Source organism: Pseudomonas sp. SDO5271_S396 (assembly GCF_054071795.1).
In genome coordinates this window covers 151,462-173,110 of record NZ_JBSVWB010000007.1, presented here as the reverse complement: position 1 = coordinate 173,110, position 21,649 = coordinate 151,462, and the positions used below count along the sequence as shown (strand labels likewise).

General features: G+C 61.1%; 16 protein-coding genes, 1 other RNA gene, 1 pseudogene and 1 riboswitch. Of the genes and pseudogenes, 8 read left to right on the top strand and 10 right to left on the bottom strand.

The genetic code is table 11. The features are described from left to right. Positions 1-317: 317 nt before the first annotated feature. Together rnpB and rsmI are read right to left on the bottom strand one after the other, a co-directional pair. Positions 318-671: RNase P RNA component class A (gene rnpB / locus ACW9IN_RS08395), an RNA gene on the bottom strand. 96 nt (positions 672-767) lie between these two features. Continuing rightward, the gene (gene rsmI / locus ACW9IN_RS08390) at positions 768-1,673 is read right to left on the bottom strand and encodes a 16S rRNA (cytidine(1402)-2'-O)-methyltransferase (protein ID WP_457365430.1); all 906 of its coding nucleotides are present in this window, start codon (positions 1,671-1,673) and stop codon (positions 768-770) included. A gap of 165 nt (positions 1,674-1,838) precedes the next feature. Here rsmI and ACW9IN_RS08385 point away from each other — a divergent pair, with 165 nt between their 5' ends. From ACW9IN_RS08385 to ACW9IN_RS08370, 4 genes are all read left to right on the top strand, one after another. Further along, positions 1,839-3,650: a penicillin-binding protein activator gene (locus tag ACW9IN_RS08385; protein WP_457365429.1), complete on the top strand. Its 1,812-nt coding sequence runs from the start codon at positions 1,839-1,841 to the stop codon at positions 3,648-3,650. Next, entirely contained in the window at positions 3,650-4,021 is a 372-nt protein-coding gene (locus ACW9IN_RS08380; RefSeq protein ID WP_457365428.1) for a YraN family protein, read from the top strand. Before ACW9IN_RS08385 ends, ACW9IN_RS08380 begins: the two co-directional genes overlap by 1 nt. A gap of 92 nt (positions 4,022-4,113) precedes the next feature. After that, complete coding sequence (locus ACW9IN_RS08375; protein WP_007928463.1) at positions 4,114-4,707, top strand: phosphoheptose isomerase; 594 nt, start codon at positions 4,114-4,116, stop codon at positions 4,705-4,707. Further along, positions 4,704-5,285, top strand: a complete 582-nt coding sequence (locus ACW9IN_RS08370; protein ID WP_457365427.1) for a BON domain-containing protein — start codon at positions 4,704-4,706, stop codon at positions 5,283-5,285. The genes ACW9IN_RS08375 and ACW9IN_RS08370 overlap by 4 nt, the downstream gene beginning before the upstream one ends. 68 nt (positions 5,286-5,353) lie before the next feature. Here ACW9IN_RS08370 and ACW9IN_RS08365 read toward each other — a convergent pair whose 3' ends face one another. From ACW9IN_RS08365 to ACW9IN_RS08335, 7 genes are all read right to left on the bottom strand, one after another. Beyond that, on the bottom strand, positions 5,354-6,124 hold the full coding sequence (locus tag ACW9IN_RS08365; RefSeq protein WP_457365426.1) for an OmpA family protein: 771 nt from the start codon (positions 6,122-6,124) through the stop codon (positions 5,354-5,356). Positions 6,125-6,354: 230 nt separating this feature from the next. Next, complete coding sequence (locus ACW9IN_RS08360) at positions 6,355-6,999, bottom strand: MBL fold metallo-hydrolase (RefSeq protein WP_457365425.1); 645 nt, start codon at positions 6,997-6,999, stop codon at positions 6,355-6,357. Between the two features lie 78 nt (positions 7,000-7,077). Beyond that, positions 7,078-9,807, bottom strand: coding sequence for a LuxR C-terminal-related transcriptional regulator (locus ACW9IN_RS08355; protein ID WP_457365424.1), 2,730 nt, complete (start codon positions 9,805-9,807; stop codon positions 7,078-7,080). Between the two features lie 256 nt (positions 9,808-10,063). After that, positions 10,064-11,428, bottom strand: a complete 1,365-nt coding sequence (locus ACW9IN_RS08350) for a DUF1329 domain-containing protein (protein ID WP_457365423.1) — start codon at positions 11,426-11,428, stop codon at positions 10,064-10,066. A gap of 42 nt (positions 11,429-11,470) precedes the next feature. Next, a complete protein-coding gene (locus tag ACW9IN_RS08345; protein ID WP_457365422.1) occupies positions 11,471-13,330 on the bottom strand; it encodes a DUF1302 domain-containing protein in 1,860 nt (619 codons plus the stop codon). Between the two features lie 330 nt (positions 13,331-13,660). Continuing rightward, complete coding sequence (locus ACW9IN_RS08340) at positions 13,661-15,343, bottom strand: fatty acid--CoA ligase (protein WP_457365421.1); 1,683 nt, start codon at positions 15,341-15,343, stop codon at positions 13,661-13,663. 275 nt (positions 15,344-15,618) lie between these two features. After that, positions 15,619-16,251 (bottom strand): LysE family translocator, encoded by a 633-nt coding sequence (locus ACW9IN_RS08335; protein ID WP_457365420.1) that lies wholly within the window; start codon positions 16,249-16,251, stop codon positions 15,619-15,621. Positions 16,252-16,336: 85 nt separating this feature from the next. On the opposite strand from ACW9IN_RS08335, the gene ACW9IN_RS08330 reads away from it, so the two are divergent. The 3 genes from ACW9IN_RS08330 (at position 16,337) to ACW9IN_RS08320 (ending at position 19,176) form a co-directional block, all read left to right on the top strand. Then, entirely contained in the window at positions 16,337-17,302 is a 966-nt protein-coding gene (locus tag ACW9IN_RS08330) for a 2-hydroxyacid dehydrogenase (protein WP_457365419.1), read from the top strand. A gap of 31 nt (positions 17,303-17,333) precedes the next feature. After that, a complete protein-coding gene (locus tag ACW9IN_RS08325; protein WP_457365418.1) occupies positions 17,334-18,332 on the top strand; it encodes a methyltransferase in 999 nt (332 codons plus the stop codon). A 50-nt stretch (positions 18,333-18,382) separates the two neighbouring features. After that, positions 18,383-18,504, top strand: a riboswitch (yybP-ykoY riboswitch). A gap of 87 nt (positions 18,505-18,591) precedes the next feature. Beyond that, positions 18,592-19,176: a TMEM165/GDT1 family protein gene (locus tag ACW9IN_RS08320; protein ID WP_457365417.1), complete on the top strand. Its 585-nt coding sequence runs from the start codon at positions 18,592-18,594 to the stop codon at positions 19,174-19,176. 121 nt (positions 19,177-19,297) lie between these two features. Here ACW9IN_RS08320 and ACW9IN_RS08315 read toward each other — a convergent pair whose 3' ends face one another. Next, positions 19,298-20,116 (bottom strand): M48 family metalloprotease, encoded by an 819-nt coding sequence (locus ACW9IN_RS08315; RefSeq protein ID WP_457365455.1) that lies wholly within the window; start codon positions 20,114-20,116, stop codon positions 19,298-19,300. A 241-nt stretch (positions 20,117-20,357) separates the two neighbouring features. Here ACW9IN_RS08315 and ACW9IN_RS08310 point away from each other — a divergent pair. Further along, a pseudogene (locus tag ACW9IN_RS08310) lies at positions 20,358-21,638 on the top strand (cache domain-containing protein); the annotation flags it as partial. Positions 21,639-21,649 lie beyond the last annotated feature (11 nt).

The window sequence follows — 21,649 nt, the reverse complement described above, 5'->3', positions numbered from 1 at the left end:
AAAACCCACTTTGTGCCACTTTCCGCCACTTGCGCACACTATAGGAATGCGCCCACCACACCGTCAAGGCGCGGATTCAAGGAAAAGCCTTACAGAACGGAGATTTAGGAGCGTAAAAGGAGGAGAAACAGGAGTTCGGAGATGATTTTCGCCCGGCAACTGCAAATAACTCAGAGAGCTATAGCGCGAAGTTAAAGTAATTTATTAAGAGTAAGATTTTTTTGGTATTACGAAGATGTATCTGCCAATGATTCGGCAGCGGGGGATTCTTGCGCTACTACCGGGTTTCTGCTCGAGATTCGGACAGAAGGAAAAAGGTGGAGAGTCGATCTATAAGCCGGGTTCTGTCTTGAACAGTCATTCGTCTACGATGGCCATCACTGGACATCTTTAGCAACCTACCCGGTCCCAGCGCGGGCCACGCCTTGGGACCCTATTTGGTCTTGCTCCAAGTGGGGTTTACCTAGCCACGAACTGTTGCCAGACGTGCGGTGCGCTCTTACCGCACCTTTTCACCCTTACCGGCACCGAAGTGCTTAGGCGGTTATTTTCTGTGGCACTTTCCGTAGGCTCACGCCTCCCAGGCATTACCTGGCACTTCGCCCTATGGAGCCCGGACTTTCCTCCCCCCTCTAATTTTCATAGAGGGCAGCGACTGTCCAATCGACTCTCCGCCGCGCAGGTTAACGGCACGGCGCACTTAGAACAAGTACTAAAAGTACAGCATTGCCATCATCTTCAGACGAAATGCCGGCTCAACCCCGGAACTATTCAGCCTTCTGTTTATCCAGCGCCACCTGATACAACACATTTTTGCGCACGCCGGTGATTTCCGCCGCCAGCGCCGCGGCGCGCTTGAGGGGCATCTCCTTAAGCAGCAGGTCCAGGATACGCAAGGCTTCGCTACTCACGGCATCTTCACTCTCCGGCGCCGTCCAGCCCGCGACCAGCACCACGCATTCGCCACGTTGCTGGTTGCTGTCGCCCTCGACGAAGGCGCGCAGCGCTTCCAGCGGCAAGCCCTTCAAGGTTTCAAACGTCTTGGTCAGTTCCCGGGCCAGTAACGCCACGCGCTCGCCGCCAAATACCGACTCCATGTCCTGCAGACATTCAAGGATGCGGTGTGGCGCTTCATAGAAGATCAACGTGCGGGGCTCTTCTTTCAGCGCCTGAAGACGCGCGCGACGCCCTACCGCCTTGGCCGGCAGAAAACCTTCGAAAATGAAGCGGTCAGACGGCAGGCCCGCCGCCGATAACGCCGCGATCAGCGCGCACGCCCCCGGAACGGGTACTACATTGATACCAGCGGCGCGCGCTTGGCGTACCAAGTGATAGCCGGGGTCGGAGATGAGCGGCGTGCCGGCATCGGAGATCAGCGCCACATCATCGCCAGCCAGCAGGCGCGTAATAAAACGGCTGCCCTCTTCACGTTCGTTGTGCTCGTGGCAGGCCGCAAGTGGCGTACCGATACCAAAATGCTGCATCAGCCGCTGGGAGTGGCGCGTGTCTTCCGCCGCGATCAGCTTCACCTCGCGCAACACTTTCAATGCCCGCGCACTGATGTCGTCCAGGTTGCCAATGGGCGTCGCCACCACAAAAAGCGAGCCAGCAGTGGAATTCAAAGGACCTGGAGCAGTCAAAACGCACACCTCGACGGTTGGGAAAAGTCGCATTGTAGCGCGTAGACGCCTCGATAATATGCCCACAAGGTCAGCCGTCGATGGGGGCTCGCAACATTTCCACGACCTAAATAGACGGTTTCACGCCAGCAACATCGCGCCTGGGCCAGTGCTTGGGTACACTTCCACACTAATTTGATCGGTATCAGGAACACTTACATGATCGCTTGCCTGCGGCTGCTCTCCGCCCTCTGCCTCGCTGCCTTGCTGGCCGCTTGCGCCAGCTCGCCCTCGTCCAGCCTTGGCGACCTTCCACGAACCCCGGACGCCAGTATCGAGCAACTGCTCGAACAGGCCACCAGCGCCAAGACGCCAGAAAAGGCCGCATTGCTGCGTTTGAGTGCAGCGGATATGGCCTTCCACCAGAACAACCCGGCCCGCTCGTCGCAGATTCTTGCGCAGGTGCCACTGGATGTTCTCAAGCCTGCAGCGCAAGTGTACGCCAGCACCCTGGCCGCCGAACTGGCCATGGCGCGCAACCAGCCCAAGGCCGCGCTGACCGCCTTGAACCACCCGAGCTTGCAGAACCTGAAGGACTTGCCAGCCGACCAGCAGGTCCGCACCGGCACTGTTCATGCCCGCGCCTATGAAGCCGACGGCCAGACCCTGGCCGCCGCCCGTGAGCGCGTCGCTCTGGCCCCCCTGCTCAGCGGTGACGCCGCCAAAAGCAATCACGAAGCCATCTGGACCCTGATTGCCGCGCTGCCTGCCGAACAATTGCAGGCCTCCGGCAATCCGGAACTGGACGGATGGATCACCCTGGCCCAGGCGGTCAAGGGCGCCGGCACCCTGGAGCAGCAGCAGGAGGCCATCGACACCTGGCGCGCGCGGAACCCGGGGCATCCAGCTGCGGTGCAACTGCCTTTGCCGCTGACCAAGCTGAAGGAGCTGACCACCCAGCCGCTGAACAAGATCGCCCTGCTGCTGCCTCAGGAGGGCCCTCTGGCCTCCGTCGGCAAAGCCCTGCGTGAAGGGTTCATGGCCGCCCACTACCAGGCTGAACAAGCCGGGCAGAAGCCGCCGGCCATCGAGTTCTACGACAGTTCACGCCTGAACGCGCTCGACGACTTCTATGCCAAGGCCCAGGCCGCCGGCGTGCAACTGGTCGTCGGCCCGCTGGAGAAACCGCTGGTCAAGCAACTCAGTGCACGCGGGCAACTGCCGATCACCACCCTGGCATTGAACTACAGCGAAATCGATAACAACCCACCCCAATTGTTCCAGTTCGGTCTGGCGGCTGAAGACGAAGCACGCGAAGTATCGCGTCGCGCCCGTGCCGACGGCCTGCACCGTGCCGCTGCCATGGTGCCCCGCGGCGAATGGGGCGAGCGCGTCTATAAAGCCTTCCGCCAGGACTGGGAAGCCAATGGCGGTACCGTCCTGGGCGTCGAGTATGTCGATCAGCCGGTGGCCCTTGCCCAGCAGATCGCCGACCTGTTCCAGTTGCGCAAGAGCGAAGGCCGCGCCAAGAGCCTGCAAAGCACTGTCGGCACCGATGTTGCCGCACAGCCTTCGCGTCGCCAGGACATCGAGATGATCTTCCTGGCCGTGCCTCCGCAGCTGGCCCAGCAGATCAAGCCGACCCTGAACTTCCAGTACGCCGGTGACGTACCTGTCTACGCAACTTCCCATGTGTTCAGCGCCAGCGGCGACAAGAACCAGTACCTGGACATGACCAACGTGATGTTCTGCGAAACCCCTTGGCTGCTCAACACCACGGATCCACTGCGCAACCAGGTTGCCGCGCAATGGCCGCAAGCCAATAGCAGCCTCGGTCGCCTGTATGCGATGGGCGTCGACGCCTACCGCCTGGCCCCCCGCCTGGGTCAGCTCAAGGCGCTGCCGGACACCCGTGTCGATGGCCTCTCCGGCAGCCTGGGTGTCGGCACCCACCAGCGTGTTGACCGCCAGATGCCGTGGGCGAAGTTCGTCGGTGGCGAAGTCCAGCGCCTGCCCGACACCCCGCGCTGATGCCTGAGCGTCCCGACGCCAACCGCGGCAAGGAAGCCGAACGTCAAGCGCTCCATTACTTGCAACAACAAGGTCTGCGCCTGCTGGCGCAGAACTGGTTGTGTAAACGCGGCGAGCTTGATCTGGTCATGCTTGACGGCGATACAGTAGTATTCGTCGAAGTCCGCTACAGAAAACACGCACAATGGGGTGGCGCGCTCGCCAGTATCGACGAGCGCAAGCGTCAGAAACTGATACTCGCCGCGCAGTTTTTCCTGCACGAAGAGCATCGCTGGGCTGACGCTCCCTGCCGTTTCGATGTGGTTGCCATACAAAGCACACCGTCTGGCCAGACTGATCTGAGTTGGCTCAAAGAGGCCTTCGACAGCTGATTTTCCGGACATTTTCACCCCACACTTTTGCTCTTTGCTTTGCGGGCTGCACATTTCCGTGCTGAAGAGCCGCGCTACTTAAGGTCACACAGATGGACATGCAATCCCGAATTCGCCAGCTTTTCCAGGCCAGCATCGACACCAAGCAACAGGCGATGGACGTACTTGCACCGCACATCGAGCAAGCCAGTCAAGTCATGGTCAATGCCCTGCTCAACGAAGGCAAAATGCTTTCGTGCGGCAACGGCGGTTCGGCCGGCGATGCCCAGCACTTTTCATCCGAACTGCTCAACCGTTTCGAACGCGAGCGTCCGAGCCTGCCGGCCATCGCCTTGACCACCGACTCGTCAACGATCACCTCGATCGCCAACGACTACAGCTACAACGAAGTCTTCTCCAAGCAGATTCGTGCCCTTGGTCAACCGGGCGATGTACTGCTGGCGATTTCCACCAGCGGCAACTCGGCGAATATTATTCAGGCGATCCAGGCCGCACATGATCGCGAAATGATTGTCGTAGCATTGACCGGGCGCGACGGCGGCGGCATGGCCTCGTTGCTGCTGCCCGAGGACGTGGAAATTCGCGTCCCGGCCAACGTCACCGCACGTATCCAGGAAGTCCACCTGCTGGCGATCCACTGCCTGTGCGATCTGATCGACAGCCAACTGTTCGGGAGTGAAGAATGACCGTTAATCGCCTTAGCCTTTTGGCCATCACGCTGTGCCTCGCTATCAGCGGTTGCAGCACGGCAATCACCGCAACACGCGACACCCCCATCGAGGACGACAAAGGCACCCGCACCTTTGGCAGCAAGATCGATGATTCCCTGATCGAGACCAAGGTCGAAGTCAACGTGGCCAAGGCGGCCCCCGACCTGGGCAACGGTGCCTCGCGCATCGTCGTGACCAGCTTCAACGGTGTGGTGCTGCTCGCCGGCCAGACACCGCGTGCCGACCTCAAGGCCCAGGCCGAGCAAGCCGCCTCGGCGGTACAACGGGTCAAGAAGGTCCACAACGAATTGCAGGTGATGGACCCGATCACCCTGCTGGCTATCAGCAATGACGCCCTGCTGACGACCAAGATCAAGACGCAGATGCTCACCGATAGCGCTATTCCGGGCTCGCGCATCAAAGTCGTCACCGACAACGGCATCGTCTACCTGATGGGCCTGCTGACCCAGGCCGAGGCTACCCGTGCAGCCAATTTGGTGCAGGGCGTGTCGGGCGTACAGAAGATCGTGAAGGTGTTCGAATACATCGATTGATCCAGGCAACAGCCACAAAAAAGGGCGCCGTGCATGAACTGCACGGCGCCCTTTTTCATTGAGGCTGTTTATTGGTACTGGGAGTACGGGTTGCCCTGGAACTGGTTGTTCTGCTGCGGCGCCTGCTGCTGGGCACCGGGCTGACCGTATTGCTGGCCAGGGATCGGGCCGAGGTTCACCTCGACACGACGGTTCTGGGCACGCCCGTTGACGTCGGCGTTGCTGGCAATCGGATTATCCGGGCCGGCACCACGGGAACTCAGGTTGGTCGGACTGACACCTTGCGAAGTCAGGTAGTTGGCCACGCTCTGCGCACGACGCTGGGACAGGTCCATGTTCAACTGGCGACTGCCGGTGCTGTCGGTGTAGCCAACGATCTGGATGGTGTTCTGGTTGAACTGCTTGAGCGAGTTGGCCAGGTTGTTCAACGGCTGGTAGAAGCTGCTGGAGATCGCATCCGAGTTGGTGGCGAAGGTGATGTTGCCCGGCATGATCAGCTTGATCTGGTCACCCTGGCGCTGCACTTCAACGCCGGTGTTGGCCATGCTTTCACGCAGCTTCTTTTCCTGCTGGTCGGCGTAGTAGCCGTAGCCCGCCGCACCGATACCCGCAACCGCCGCGCCGATCAGCGCGCCCTTGCCACGATTGTTGTGGTCGATTGCGGCACCGGCCAAGGCACCGGCCAGGGCACCCAGGCCACCGTACTTGGCGGTTTTGCTGATACCGCCCGATTCGTTATTTGCCTGCCCCTGGCTGCCGTCATAAGGATTAGGTGTGGCGCAACCCGATAACAGGGCCACGGCGGTAGCAACAACAAGAAGACGACGCGGAGTAAACATGAAGGGAGCTCCTACTTTTGCATTCTGTGGCGCAAAGGACATTGGCAATGGACCCGTGCCGAGCTTGGAACGCGATAAACGGCAAAAATTCCGTGCCCGCCACCAAACACTGACCCCCATCGCCGCTACAGAAACCGTAGCAGACGCAGGCTGAACGCGACCTGTGTTTTTGCTACGACGATTCTCCGTGGAGAACAGCGCTGGTCCCTGGATTATTCCCACACCAACCTTCAGGCCCGCACAAACGGGTTCTCGCGCATCTCATCCCCGAGGCGGGTATCGGGCCCGTGCCCGGCCACGACCGTCGCGCCTTCATCCAAGGTGTAGAGCCGTTGCTTGATCGAACGCACGATGGTCGCCTGGTCGCCGCCCCATAGGTCGGTACGCCCCACTCCACGCCGAAACAGCGTATCGCCGGCTATCAACAATTTGGCATCGGCGAACCAGAAGCTCATCGAGCCTGGCGTATGTCCAGGGGTATGGATGGCCACCCCGCAACCGCAGGCCAGCTCCTCGTCATGCTCCAGCCAACGGTCAGGCGACGGCACCGGGGTGTAGGGCACGCGAAACATCTGGCATTGCATTTCCAGGTTGTCCCAGAGGAATTGATCCTCTTTGTGCAAGTGCAGGGTCGCGCCGGTCTTTTCCTTCATCTGGCCAGACGCTAGGAAGTGATCGAGGTGGGCATGGGTATGGATGATGCTCACCACCTTGAGCCCCAAGGCATCGAGCCGCGCGAGGATCAATTCAGGGTTGCCGCCCGGGTCGACCACAATGGCCTTTTTTGTGACCGGGTCGCCAATGATCGTGCAGTTGCACTGCAAGGGGCCGACGGGGAAGGTTTCGCGGATAAGTGTCGGCTGTACAGGTTCCATCAAGGGCCTCACGTGCAAATCATTGAATATTTGCGGACGATTGTCGCCAGATTGCCTGCACGAGTAAAACAGACAGGCTCAACCGATCAACCGCAGCTCCTGCGCCCTGGCTACCGCCTGCGTGCGCCGTTCCACACCCAGCTTGCTGTTGATGTGGCTGGCGTGGGTCTTGACCGTGTGCAAGGAGATAAACAGGCGGTTGCTGATTTCCTGGTTCGAGCAGCCCTGGGCGATCAATTGCAGCACCGCCAGTTCGCGTGCACTGAGGGTTTCGTGGGTGGACGCCGTATCGATCACCACATCTGCCGGCAACAGCGCCAGCAAGCTCTGACTCAGCAGGCCATGGGGGTCTTTGGCCAGTTGTTCGCGCATCCAGCCAGGATAATGCTCCAGCAGGCGCTGGAACGGTTGCAGCGCACCGCCGACACCCACTCCCAGCGCCCGAGCCAATACAGCGCGCGCTCTGGCGTCGTGCCCGCTCTCCAACAGCACGTGGGCCTGCTGGGTCAGCGCCATCAAGGCAATCATCTGGCGTCCGTTGCCCATTGCCTGGTTCGCCAGATCTTCCAGCCGCTGCAACGCAACAGCAGCCTGATGACGCGTGGCGTCCAGCGCAGCTTGCTGCAGCTCGATATGCTGCGGCAGGTGCGGGTGATATTCGGGCGCTGCGGCGGCGTGCTCACCGGTGTAGGTCTGCCCCAACCGCGTTAGCCAGGCGTCGGCCAGGTCGGTTCGGCCCTGGGCCAGCCAGAGATCGCACTTGATAAGGGTGATCATCGCCAGGTAGTAGATCGGCGGCACGTCCCAGATGTGCATCAAGCGCTCGGCCTCGGCCAGCTCGGCGAACGCCTTGGAAAAATCACCCTTGCGCCCCTCGAAGCTGGCGATCACGCAATGACCGATCAGCACGCTGATATCGCGACAGGCACGGGCTTCGGCAAGGCCGGCACGCAGTCGTGCAAGGCCAGCCTCGGGCTGGCAGCGCACCACCAGCAAAAAGCCTTCGTAGAGCGATAATCGGGCACGTACAGCGTACAAGCGCTGCGGTGCCAGGCCCTGCAAGCGCTGCAAGCCCTGACGCACTTCGTCGAGGGCTCGCAGGATTTCACCACGGGCCTGCAACACGCGAGCCCGATCGTAATGGGCCAGCGCCTCGAACAAGGGATTGCCTACGCGCTGCGCCAGCTCCAGGGATTCGCGGTTCAGGCCTCGGGCGCGCCACAGGTCGGCATCGACAATCGCCAGGTTGGACAACGTCGACAAGCACATCAACCGCTGCCCGTAACGCCGCTGCGGGAGGCTCTCCAGGGCCTCGCTGCAATAGCGTTGGGTCAACTCGCGATCCCCGCGCCCCCGGGCGATGATCCCGCTCAGCGCCAGCCACTGCGCCAACATTGATTTTTGCGCAGTGGCCGAAGGTGCCGGCAGAAAACGGCTGAGGTAGCTGGACAACTCCTGCGCCGCATCCAGCTGGCAGGCCAGGCCCAGCGCCCAGCTATACAGCACGATCAGGCGTGGCGTGCTGATCAGCAGGCTGTCGGGCAAGTCCATTTTCCAGCGCAGCAACATGCCCACGTTCTGCTCGGCCAGCAATTGTTCTTCCGACAGGTTTTGCACCAGATTGGCCGCGACATCGAGATGGCCGGCACGCAGCGCCTGTTCCACCGCCTCATCGATCAGGCCCTGGGCGTTGAACCAACGACAGGCGCGCAGGTGCAGGCTGGCCGTCGGCAGCACGTGGCTGCTGGCACGTCGTGTGCGCAGCAGATCAGAAAAAAGATGGTGATAACGATACCAATGCCCCTGGTCGTCCAGCGGCACCAGGAACACTTGATGGGCTTGCAGGTAACGCAGGATTTCGGCGCTGTCGTGGGCTTCACGCACCGCGTCGCACAGTGCGCTGCAAAAACGGTCTTGCGGGGCTGTGTCGTATAAAAACGCCTGCACGTCGGTCGGCAGGCAGTCGATGACTTCTTCCAGCAAGTAATCGCGGATCAGCCCTTCCCCGCCGTGCAGGCTTTGCGGCAAGACGCCGTCGTTACCGGCCTCGGAGGCTGCCAGCAGCCAGAAACGCAGACCGGCGACCCAGCCCTCGCTGCGGCGGATCAGGTTGTCGAGGGCTTCCCCCCGTAAAGAGGTGCTGTGATGATCGAGCACAGCCAGAGATTCACCATGCGTCAGGCGCAAATCCTGCTCATACAGTTCCATCAGGTGGCGCGATAAACGCAGCCGCGCCAGATGCCAGTCCGGGCGCTGACGACTGGTGACCAAGACCACCAGACCATCAGGTAAATGATTGAGGAAGAACTGCAGGCAGCGGTCAAGCACCGGCCCTTGGGCCAGATGGTAGTCATCCAGCACCAGCAACAGCGGCGCGCGGGTGGACAGGTGCACCGCCAGCTCATCGAGCAGGCCATCGAGCCATTCTTCAAAGGCAAAGGGTTGGTGGCGCTGGCGCATCTTCAGCAGCCCCAGGGATTGGGCGCCAAGCTGCGGGAAGTATTGCTGCAAGCCGTCGAGCAGACGTTCCAGAAAACGTCCGGGGTCGTTGTCACGCGGGCTAAGGCCCAGCCACAGGCTTTGCCAATGGGCCGGCAGGCTTTGGCAGAATTCCACCGCCAATGAGCTCTTGCCGAACCCTGCGGGTGCACTGACCAGCAGCAACCGCCCTTCCAGCCCGGCGCTCAGCCGCTCGCACAAACGCGGGCGCGGCACATAGCCGTCAGGCAGCGGAGGCCTGTAGAAGCGACCTTCCAGGGTCGGAATTACCGCACTGGCAGGCCCCTGGATGCGGGACAGATCAGTCATCGCCGGGCTCTTGTAGAAGGCTGTGGTCGGCATTGCAGATGTCCGCAGACTAGCGGTAAAAGCGGCGAGGTTGTAGAGCTTTGCAACATTTGTCTGAAAAAGAACTGCGACAAGAAATCTCAACCCAAACAAATGTGGGAGCTGGACTTGCCCGCGATGCAGTCACCTTGGTCTGTCAGACCTACCGAGGTGATGTTATCGCAGGCAAGCCAGCTCCCACACAAGCCCGACTTCCGGATGGGCGATTTATCGCAGCTTAGCGAACCCCATCCTGACGCAGAGCCGCCGGGGTGAAGTCGCTGGTGGCGGCGGTGAAGCCGAAGTCATACGCCTGCTTCTCTTCGTTCTTCATGCCCAAGGCCAGGTAGCGACCGGACTGCAGGTCGTAGAGGGTTTCCAGGGCGTACCACGGCACTTGCTTGTCGTAGTAGTTCTCGGCATGGGCCTCGGCGACGCGCCACAGTTGGCCACGACCGTCGTAGTGGTCGATGACCGCCGCTTGCCAGGTGTCTTCGTCGATGAAGAAGTCACGCTTGGCATAGATGTGGCGCTGGCCTTCCTTCAAGGTGGCAACCACGTGCCAGACGCGGCGCAGCTCGTAACGTGCCAGGTCCTGGTTGATGTGGCCGGCCTTGATGATATCGGCGTACTTGAGCTTCGGATCGTCGATCTTGTAGCTGTTGGACGCAATGTAGATTTCTTTCTTGCCCTCCAGCTTCCAGTCGTAGCGGTCCGGTGCACCGTTGTACATGTCGAGGTTGTCGGAAGTACGCAGGCCGTCGGCGGCGGTACCCGGGCCGTCATAGGACACTTGCGGCGCCCGGCGCACACGGCGCTGGCCGGCGTTGTAGACCCAGGCCGAACGCGGCTCCTTCACCTGGTCCAGGGTTTCGTGCACCAGCAGCACACCACCGGCCAGACGCGCCGGCGCGGTCACTTGCTGCTTGAAGTAGAACAACACGTTGCCCGGGTTTTTCGGGTCGAAGTCCTTCATCTTGTCGCGGAACACGAACTGGTCTTTGAAATACACCAGGCTGAACGAGCCGTTGGTTTGCGGCGTGGCCTGGGTTACCAGACGCGTCACGCTGCCACCGCGATAACGGGTGATGTGGTTCCAGATCACTTCCACGCCGCTTTTTGGAATCGGGAACGGGATGGCGGTCTCGAAGTTCTCCAGACCGTTGCCGCCCGACACCAGGTTGGTGGTGGTGGCGTTCTTCTTGATGGCCGCGAACACATCCGCCGGCACGGTGGCGCCGCGATGGGTCGGATAGACCGGCATCTTGAAGGTTTCCGGGTAGCGCTTGAACATCGCGTACTGCCCCGGCGCCAGCTTGTCCTTGTACTGCTCGACGTTCGCGGCGGTGATGGTGAATTGCGGTTGCTCACTGGCGTAAGGGTTGGCCAGGAACCCGCGGGAATCGACCGCGCCGGCGTTGGTCGGCAGCGGCGACCACTTGGGAATGGTGCCCGCAGCGTTACCGGCCATCTCGGCGCCCATCGGCGTCAGGGTCGTGCCCAGTTTGGCGGCTTCATCCGCCGAGACTGCCGCCATGACGCTGCTCGCCAGGATCGACAGCCCAAGCACACCCACGTGCAACAGACTTTTAGTTATTTTCATGTTCTGGTCTTCCTGAAATACAAACTGCCAAAAAGTGTGTGCTTAGAAGTTCACGCCGAAGCTCAGGGCGACGAAGTCGCGGTCGTCCACGGTGCTGTAGTCGCCACCGAAGAAGTTGGTGTAGTTCAGGCTGGCGGTGTAGGTGTTCTGGTATTCCGCATCCAGCCCCAGGCTGACCGCTTTACGACCTTCTTCGAAGTTGGCGCCAGGACCTGGCGAATAACCTTTGACGTCATGGGACCAGGCAATGCTTGGCTTGAGGTTCACACCGGCGAATACGTCCGGGTATTCCCAGATCGCACGGCCACGGTAGCCCCACGAGGTAGACGTGGTGAAGCCGTCGTTGTTGCAGTTACTGGAGACGTTGCTGGCATCGGCACCCGGGCCGGCACCGGCGATGGTCCGTCCGTTAAGCGTCGGGCAGAAACCATTGGCCAGTGTGCCAGGACCGAACACTGGGTCGCGGCCGTAACGCACATCGTTTTTGCTTTCCAGGCCACCCACGTGGGTAATCCCGACCTCACCCACCAACGTCAGGCGGCTGGCGCCCATGACCTGATCGAAGAAGTGCGTGAGCGTAGTCTGGAACTGGGTGATTTCCTTGCGGTTGTAGCCGTGCAGGAGCTGACCTGGCGAGCCCTTGATGATCGAAGCATCACCCAGGCCCGGCAGAGGCGTCACACCGGCGTACAGAATGTCGGTGGAACTGATTTGCACCGGTGCGTTCGGGCGATAGCTCAATTCACCACTCCATGCCGTGCCGGTAGGCAAGGTGGTGGAGAAGCTCAGGCCGTAGAGGCGGATGTCTTCCGGGTACTCCATGAAGTAGCGGGAGTTGCCTGCCACCACCAAAGGTGCCAACTGACCCAGAGGAATCGCGCTGTTGAACGCTGCCTGGGAAGCGGCCTGCGCACTGAAGATCGGTGCACGGCTGTGGTAGTTCATGAAATACGCGCCGAACTCGGTGTCCAGCGGTTCGAAGTTGTAATGCAGCGCTGCGCCCCACTGGCCGCTGTCACGGGCATCATCGTCACCGCCACGGCGAACCAGCACACCTTCGTTGTTGATGTCGACGCCACGGGCAGCCAGTGCCGGCAGGAATGCCGCCGGAATGGTCGAGCGCTTGTTCAGCACCCGCAGGTTGTTGGTGCAGCCATCGGACACGATATCGGGCTGCGAGAAGAACGTGCCGCAGTTGTCGGTAACCGTCTGGTCCCATTCCAACTGATAGAACGCTTCGGCCGACAGGTTATCGGTCAGGGTTTGCGACACATAGAACATGTTGACCGGAATCAAGCCTTCCTTGATTTCGGCCCCCGGACGACGGAATGCCGACACGTCGATCGGGTTGATGGAGTTGATGCCGCCGCCGATGAAGGTACTTTCACCCCAGCTCACCACCTGCTTGCCGAAACGCACGTTGCCCGGCAGATCGGCAATGTTGTAGTTGTGGTAGATGAAGGCATCGAGGATCTGCCCGCCGGAGGACTTGGCGCCTTCCTTGCGATTGTTGTCGCTGATGTCCTTGAACGGCCGGCTTTCGTCCTTGAGTTCGAAGTCGTACCAGTACTTGCCGCGCACGAACACGCCGGTGTCGCCGTATTTCAGTTCCAGGTCATGAATGCCCTTGAAGATCTTCGAGAACGTCTCCCCACGCTTGAAGTTCAAGTGGCCGTCATCGGAGGTCTGGGACAGCCCCTTGCCGCCATTGTTGACGCCGATCAGGTCGCGATTGGGCTTGGCTGTGGACCAGCTGGCACCCACGGACAGGGAGGAGTCGAAACTCCCTTCGATTTCACCGATATTGAAACTGACGCCGAATGCGGGCCCGGCGAGCGTAGAGGCGAGACTGACGGCCAGGGGCAGTCTTGCCCGGCGCCAGAACTGGTTTACTGAGGTCATCGACGCTACTCCATGTGCATTATTGTTATGGCAGTGAGTTCTTTGTGTGATGCATGTAACGGCCGGAATACAACGATTCCAATGCCGCTCGGCAACCAGGCCCCCTTGGCCCGACGCGGAACATCCGTGAAAAACTCTGGGAGGGACTATAGCCAGCAAGGGGTACCGCTTGATCCCTCTAAAGTGTGATTTGCATCACCAACCCGTCTGCCACAGCCCTTTCGCCATATCGGCAACAGCCGACGCGGGAAGGATGGCTGAAAATCGGCAAATCACAAGTGAAGGCGCAAGATAGAGCATTGCCGTGCCACACGGGCACGGCAGATGGGCTCAGAGGGTAGACAGGAATGTGCTGTTGTTGGCCTGCCATTCGACGATGTCAACGCGGATACGTTTTTTGTCGAGCTTGCCGACGCTGGTCTTGGGAATTTCCGTAACAACGGCAATCTGGCTCGGGATCGCCCACTTACTCAGGTGGCCCAACTCCACGAATGGCTTGAGGTGTTCCTTGAGCACACGGGCGTCTATCTCGTGGCCATCACGCACCACCAGCAGCGCAAACGGGCGCTCCCCCCACTGCGGGTCGGCGATGCCCACCACCGCTACTTCGCGTACCGCCGGGTGGCGGCTGACCAGGTCTTCAAGGGCCAGGGACGAGATCCACTCGCCCCCGGTCTTGATCACATCCTTGATGCGGTCGCGAATATCGATCACGCCGAACGCGTCCAGCGTGGCCACGTCACCGGTGTGCATCCAGCCACCTTCCCACAGCTCGGCGCCCTTCTGCGGCTCATTGAAATAGCCCTCGGTCAGCCACGGCGCGCGCAGCACCAACTCACCCTGGGACTCGCCATCGGCGGGCAGGAAGTTGCCGTCGCTGTCGATGATCGCCGCCTCCACCAGCGGCCCCGGCACGCCGGCCTTGATGCGGTAGGTGGTGCGTTCGTCTTCGCTGCCGGCCATCAATTCTTCGTTGAGATGGGCGCAGGACACCAGCGGCCCGGTCTCGGACATGCCGTAGGCGGCGGTCAGCTGAATGCCGCGCGCCTTGGACGCTTCGTACAGGGAACGATTGAGCGCACTGCCGCCGATTACGATTTTCCAGCCGGCAAAATCCACGCCCTGGGCGGCCTTGGCATTGAGCACCATCTGCAGGATCGTCGGCACGCAATGGGAGAGGGTGACCTTTTCCTTGCGCCACAGCTCAACCAGGTATTCAGGATCGTAACGGCCCGGGTAGACCTGTTTCAGCCCGAGCATGGTCGCCACGTAAGGCAGACCCCAGGCATGCACGTGGAACATCGGCGTGATCGGCATGTACACGTCATTGGTGCCCAGCAATCGCACGCTGTCGACGCTGCCCATGATGGTCGCCACGCCCATGGTGTGCAGCACCAATTGGCGATGGGTGAAGTACACACCCTTGGGGTTGCCAGTGGTGCCGGTGGTGTAGAAGGTGGTGGCGACCGAATTTTCGTCGAAGTCCTGGAAGTCGTACCTGGAACTGGCGGCGGCCAGCAGGGTTTCGTACTCGCCGACCAGGCCGGGCAGCTCGGCGGTCTTGCTGTCGCCGTCGGTGAGCAGCAAGGTCTTGTCGACCGTGGTCAGGTGCCCGGCGATGGCCTGGTAAAGCCCCACGAATTCGCTGTTGACCAGCACGAAGCGGTCCTCGGCGTGGTTCATGGTGTAGAGAATCTGTTCCGGCGACAGCCGCACGTTGATGGTGTGGATCACCGCGCCGATCATCGGGATGGCGAACATGCACTCCAGGTAACGGTGGCTGTCCCAATCCATCACCGCCACCGTATCGCCGGCCTTGACGCCGGCCTCGGTCAAGACATTGGCCAGGCGCGCCACCCGTTCGACCAGCGTGGGATAGGTGTAGCGCAGTTTGTCACGGTAGATGATTTCCCGGGTCTTCTCGTAGCGTGTCCCGGACATCAACAGACGCTTGATCAACAGCGGGTATTGGTACGCACCTTCGGCGGGCGGAATGACACGGGTCTGCAACATACGAATCCCTTTTCTGACTGCACGGTCTTGGCTTGAAGACCTGCACTTTAGAGACGTTATGTTTCAACCAAATCAGCCAAAGGAATGATTTGCAGAGCCCGACAAATGCTAGCCTTGAGCCACTATCACAACCTCACACAGGCTCCCTGTGGGAGCTGGCTTGCCTGCGATGGCATCGCCTCGTGACAACTGACGTCACCGAGTCGCCTGCATCGCGGGCAAGCCCGGCTCCCACCTGGCCCGCGCCCACTTAAGAGCACGGTAGCCTCCCGTAGCTACTTCATGCTGGTAAACGCCAGCTTCACCCCAATCGCAATCAACACCGCCCCCATGGTGCGGTCGAACCAGTGCCCCATGCGTGCAAACCCGGCGCGCACGCGCTGCTGGCTGAACAGCATGGCCACCAGGCAGAACCACAGCGCCGTCGCCACCGCCAGGTACACCCCGTAACCGGCCTGGATCGCCAGCGGTGTGTGCGGGTTGATTACCACGGTGAACAACGACAGGAAGAACAGCGTGGCCTTGGGGTTCAAGCCATTGGTCACGAAGCCTGCGGTAAACGCGCCACGCGGAGTGCGCTCGCCCGCCTCGCGGTGCAGCTCGCCGTCGGCGGTTGGTTTGGCCGGCTGCGCGCGCAGGGCCTTGAAGCCGATGTACAGCAGGTAGGCGGCGGCGGCCCACTTGAGCGCGTTGAACAACACGATGGACTGGGACACGATCAAGCCGATGCCGAGCAACGAATAGCCTACGTGCAAGAAAATCGCCGTGCCAACACCCAGGGCAGTCCAGGTGCCGGCGCGACGGCCATGGGTCACGCTCTCGCGCACCACCACGGCGAAATCCGGTCCGGGACTGGCCACCGCCAACAAGTGAATCAGCGCTACGGTCAAAAACTCGGCGACGTACATGCTCACTCCCATTGAGTAACTGATTATTTCATCTGATAGGCTCGGCAGATTACGCCTTAGAACCCTGCCGCAAAAGGTACAGTTGATGACGAACAATCGCCGCGCCGTCTTCCTCGATCACCCCTCCCTGGACCTGGGAGACCTCGACCTCAGCGAGCTGCGCAACAGCTTCAGCGACTTGCAGTTGTTTTCCGACACCACGCCCCGGAACGTCACGGCGCGCGTGCAGGGCGCCCAGGTGGTCATCAGCAACAAGATCACTCTAAACGCCGAAACCCTGGCAGCCTGCCCCGATTTGAAGCTGATTCTGGTCTCGGCCACCGGCACCAACAACGTCGACCTCGAAGCCGCCCGTACCCACGGCATCACCGTGAGCAACTGCCAGGGCTACGGCACGCCGTCGGTGGCGCAGCACACGCTCATGCTGCTGCTCAACCTGGCGACGCGGCTGAAGGACTATCAGCGCGATGTGGCTGCCGGCAAATGGCAGCAAGCCCGGCAGTTCTGCCTGTTGGATTACCCGATTGTCGAGCTGGAAGGCAAAACCCTGGGCCTGCTCGGCCACGGAGAACTGGGCAGTGCCGTGGCGCGTCTGGCTGAAGCCTTTGGCATGCGCGTGGTACTCGGTGCGATCCCCGGGCGCCCTGCCCGGCCCGACCGCGTGCCGCTGGACCAGCTACTGGCGCAGGTCGACGCCCTCACCCTGCACTGCCCGCTCAACGAACACACCCGCGACTTTATCGGCGCCCGCGAACTGGCCTTGCTCAAGCCAGGCGCATTCATCATCAACACTGCACGCGGTGGCCTGATCAACGAACAGGCACTGGCCGACGCCCTGCGTAGCGGTCATCTGGGCGGGGCCGCCACCGATGTGCTGAGCGTGGAACCGCCGGTCAATGGCAACCCACTGCTGGCGGGCGATATCCCACGGCTGATCGTCACGCCGCACAACGCCTGGGGCAGCCGCGAAGCGCGGCAACGTATCGTCGGTCAACTGACGGAAAACGCCCGAGGCTTTTTCGCCGGCGCCCCCCTGCGCGTCGTGAGTTGATAAACTGCGCGCCTTTTTCAAGGAGCAGACCATGGATCCGCGCAGTGAAGTACTGCTTCGTCAGGCCGAACTTTTTCAAGGCAACCTGCTGTTGGTGGGGTTGCCCGCCGACGACCTGCTGGGGCGCCTGCCCAATGCCCATGGCTGGTGCTGGCATGCCGGCGACCAGGCCGCGCTCGACGCACGCTTCCCCGGACGCAGCCAGTTCGGCGTAACGGCACCGCAGCGCCCGTTCGATGCGGCGGTGATCTTCCTGCCCAAGTCCAAGGATCTCACCGACTACCTGCTCAACGCCGTGGCCGCACGCCTGCCCGGCGCCGAATTGTTCTTGGTGGGCGAGAAAAAAGCCGGGATCGAAAGTGCTTCCAAGCAGATGACGCCCTTCGGCAAACCGCGCAAGCTCGACAGCGCGCGGCATTGCCAGCTGTGGCAAGTCACTGTGGTCAATGCTCCGCAGGCGGTCGAGCTGGAGAGCCTGGCCCAGGTCTTCGAGGTGCCGCTGGCCGAGGGCCCATTGAAGGTGGTGAGCCTGCCGGGCGTGTTCAGCCATGGGCGGCTGGATCGTGGCACCGAGCTGCTGCTGGAACATCTGGACAAACTGCCCGGCGGGCACCTGCTGGACTTTGGTTGCGGCGCTGGCGTGCTGGGGGCTGCGGTCAAACGTCGCTACCCGCACAATACCGTGACGATGCTGGACGTGGACGCCTTCGCCGCCGCCAGCAGCCGCCTGACCCTGGCCGCCAATGGTCTGGAAGCCGACGTGTTGACCGGTGATGGCATCGACGCCGCCCCCCTCGGTTTGAACACCATCCTGAGCAACCCACCGTTCCACGTCGGGGTGCACACCGATTATTTCGCCACGGAAAACCTGCTGCGAAAAGCGGCGAAACACCTGGCAAAAGGCGGCGAACTTCGCCTGGTTGCCAACAGCTTCCTGAAATACCAACCGTTGATCGAAGAACATCTGGGCACGTGTGCGATCAAGGCCGAGGGCAACGGTTTTCGTATCTACCGTGCGAAGCGCGACTGACGGGCGTTTGAAAAAGAAGGCTTGCCGAATGGCATTTGGCTAGGCAGAATCCGCTCCGTCCTAGGGGAGTAGTCTCCCACGAGCGCCACGCTCGTCCGGCGTACGTCAACATACTTGGTCAGCAGACCATGGCGTATGCGACCCAGGAGTCCGCACAGACGGACCGGGGTTTGACAAGACCTATGACACGCACACCTTACCCGGGGCGGGAAGGCTGTACGTGTCATAGCCGTGTCGACCCGCCCCTGGAAACTACCTGATGCTGGATTCACTACTCGTTCCTACCGCAATCGTTGCCTTGGCCGAAATCGGCGACAAGACGCAACTGCTTGCGCTCATCCTTGCCGCACGCTTTCGCAAACCTTGGCCGATCATCGCCGGCATCGTCGCCGCGACCCTGGCCAACCATGCGGCCGCCGGTGCCGTGGGGGCCTGGTTCGGAAGTTTCTTCTCGGATGCGGTGCTGCACTGGATCCTGGCAGCGAGCTTCTGCGCCACGGCGCTGTGGACGCTGGTGCCGGACAAGCTCGACGACGACGAAGCCAGCACCACGCGCAAATTCGGCCCATTCCTCACCACGCTGATCGCGTTCTTCCTCGCGGAGATCGGTGACAAGACCCAGATCGCCACGGTGATGCTGGCGGCGCAATACCCGGAACTGTGGCTGGTGATTATCGGGACCACGGCAGGCATGCTGATTGCCAACGTGCCGGTGGTTTTGGCGGGGAATTTTGCGGCGGAGAAACTGCCCTTGACCTTGATTCGCCGGTTGGCGGCGTCGGCGTTCTTCATCCTGGCGGTAGTGGCGGTGTACAAGGCCATGCAGAGCAGCGGCTGGATCTAAGGCTGCAAACCCGATCCCTGTGGGAGCTGGCTTGCCTGCGATGGCAGCAACCCGGTGCAACTGAAACACCGAGCCGCCTGCATCGCGGGCAAGCCCGGCTCCCACATTGATCTGCGTTAACTCAGGATTTTTTTGCCTGCTGGTACAGCGGCATCACCTTCGGAATCGCCGCCTGCAACGAGGCGATTCGGCTGTCAGAAGCCGGGTGGGTACTCATGAACTCCGGCGGTGCGCCTTCCGAGGCCTTGGCCATCTTGTTCCACAGTGTGATGGCCGCATTCGGGTTGTAACCGGCGCGAGCGGCCAGCTCCAGGCCAATCAGGTCGGCTTCGTTTTCATTGCTGCGGCTGTTGGGCAAGGTCATGCCGTAGTTGGCCACCGTGTCCGCCAGTGCCAGGCTGTCCTGCCCAAGGCCGAACAACGCACCCGCACCCTGCTTGGCCATCTCGATACCGTAGGCCTTGGACATCGCTTCGCGGCCATGCTCGCGCAAGGCGTGGGCGATTTCATGGCCCATCACGGCAGCCAGCTCGTCATCGGTCAGCTTGAGGTTGTCGATCAAGGCGCTGTACACAAAGATCTTGCCACCTGGCCCGCAGTTGGCGTTCATCTCGTCGCTCTTGATCAGGTTCACTTCCCACTTCCACTGCGCGGCGTCCGCACGGAAGCTCGGTGCCTGGGCGATCAGGCGGTTGGCAATGGCCTGCACCCGCTTGGCGTTGGTGCTGGTCTTGTCCACCAGGCCCTTGCCGCTGGCTTCACCCAGGGTCTGCTGATACGACTGGGCGTACATCTGGTCGACTTCCTGGCTCGACAACATGCTGAACATGTATTGCTTGCGCTCAACGCCGACCGCACCGCCGCTGGTGGTATTAACCGACTGGCAGCCGGCCAGCAACATCGCTGCAACCAGCCCGGTAACGGCCGCTGGCTTCTTCATGCCTTTCATATTCATGAGACTCTCCCTGAAAACCTGGCGCGTATCCTAGGCGTTCATTTATATCCACGCCAGATACACCAGACGTTTAACCGCTGACTTTCAGATACATCCCACACTTCAACAGCGGCGGCGAGCATCCAATTTGCGACATGCCGCAGTATTTTGTAGGACAAACCCTATAACCACCGACTCCGTGGCCGATACAAAAAAGCAGCCCATCTCTCCTGCGCCCGGAGCTTTCATGAAATTCAAGTCGATTCAGTTTTCTGTCGCGGCCCTGGCCGGGGCCATTGTCCTGAGCGTAGTCGCGGTCCTGGTGCTCTACGCCTTGTTTGCCGGCGCCCGGACGCAAGAGATGGTGCAGGAACGCACCCAGGTGCAATTCGAACAGATCATCGAACAACGCCTCACGGCGCTGGCGCAAACCCAGGCCACGCTGATCCAGCGTGAACTGGAAGCGCCGCTGGTCACCGCCAAAAGCCTGGCCACCGCCAACGCCCTACTCGGCATGAAAGACGCCAAGGGCGAGCCGGCCCTGGCGATCAGTCGCGAACAACTGATCAACCTGCTGCACGAAACCGTGGTGCGCAACCCGAAAATCCTCGGCGCCTACATCGGCTGGGAAGCCAATGCCATCGACCACAACGATGCCGCGTACGTGAACAGTCCGGTGGTTGGCGTGGATGCCGACGGTCGCTTCATGCCATGGTGGTACCGCAACGCCGATGGCAGCCTGGGCCTGGATAAACTGGCCGACGTGGCCGACCAGAAAATCCTCTCCACCGGTGTACGCGCCAGCGAGTACTACCTGTGCTCCAAGGAAAACAAAAAGCCCTGCGCCATCGATCCCGCCCCGTACAAGGTGGGCAACGCCATGGTGATGCTCGCTTCGTTCATCGAGCCGATCATGATCGACGGTACTTTCCAGGGCATTGTCGGCGCCGACTTGTCGGTGAACTTCATCCAGGAAATGCTCACCAACGCCGATCAGAAGCTCTACAACGGCGCCGGCGAACTGGCCCTGATCTCCAGCAACGGGCGCCTGGTGGCCTATACCAAGGACGCCAGCAAACTGGGCGAAAAAGCCAGCGATCTGCTCGACAGCAACGAACTGGCCAACCTGGGCCAACTGAAGGTCGGCGAAGTGCGCTATGACATCGACAAGGTACACGGCCACATTGAGCTGTTCCTGCCGTTCAACATCGGCCAGGCCGAAGCGCGTTGGACCTTGATGCTGCAACTGCCCCTCAGCGCGGTGATGGCCGACTCGCAAAAGCTGCAGAACGACCTGGAAACCCAACGCAAGACCGATATCTTCGGCATGACCGTCGCCGGTTTGCTGATCGCCGGTATCGGTTTGCTGGTGATCTGGCTGGTAGGCCACGGCATCGCCCGCCCGCTCAAGCAGATGGTGGCCATGCTCAATGACATCGCTCAGGGCGAAGGCGACCTGACGCGCCGGCTGACCAGCGACCGTGCCGACGAACTGGGCGCCATCGCCAGTGGTTTCAACACCTTCCTGATCAAGCTGCA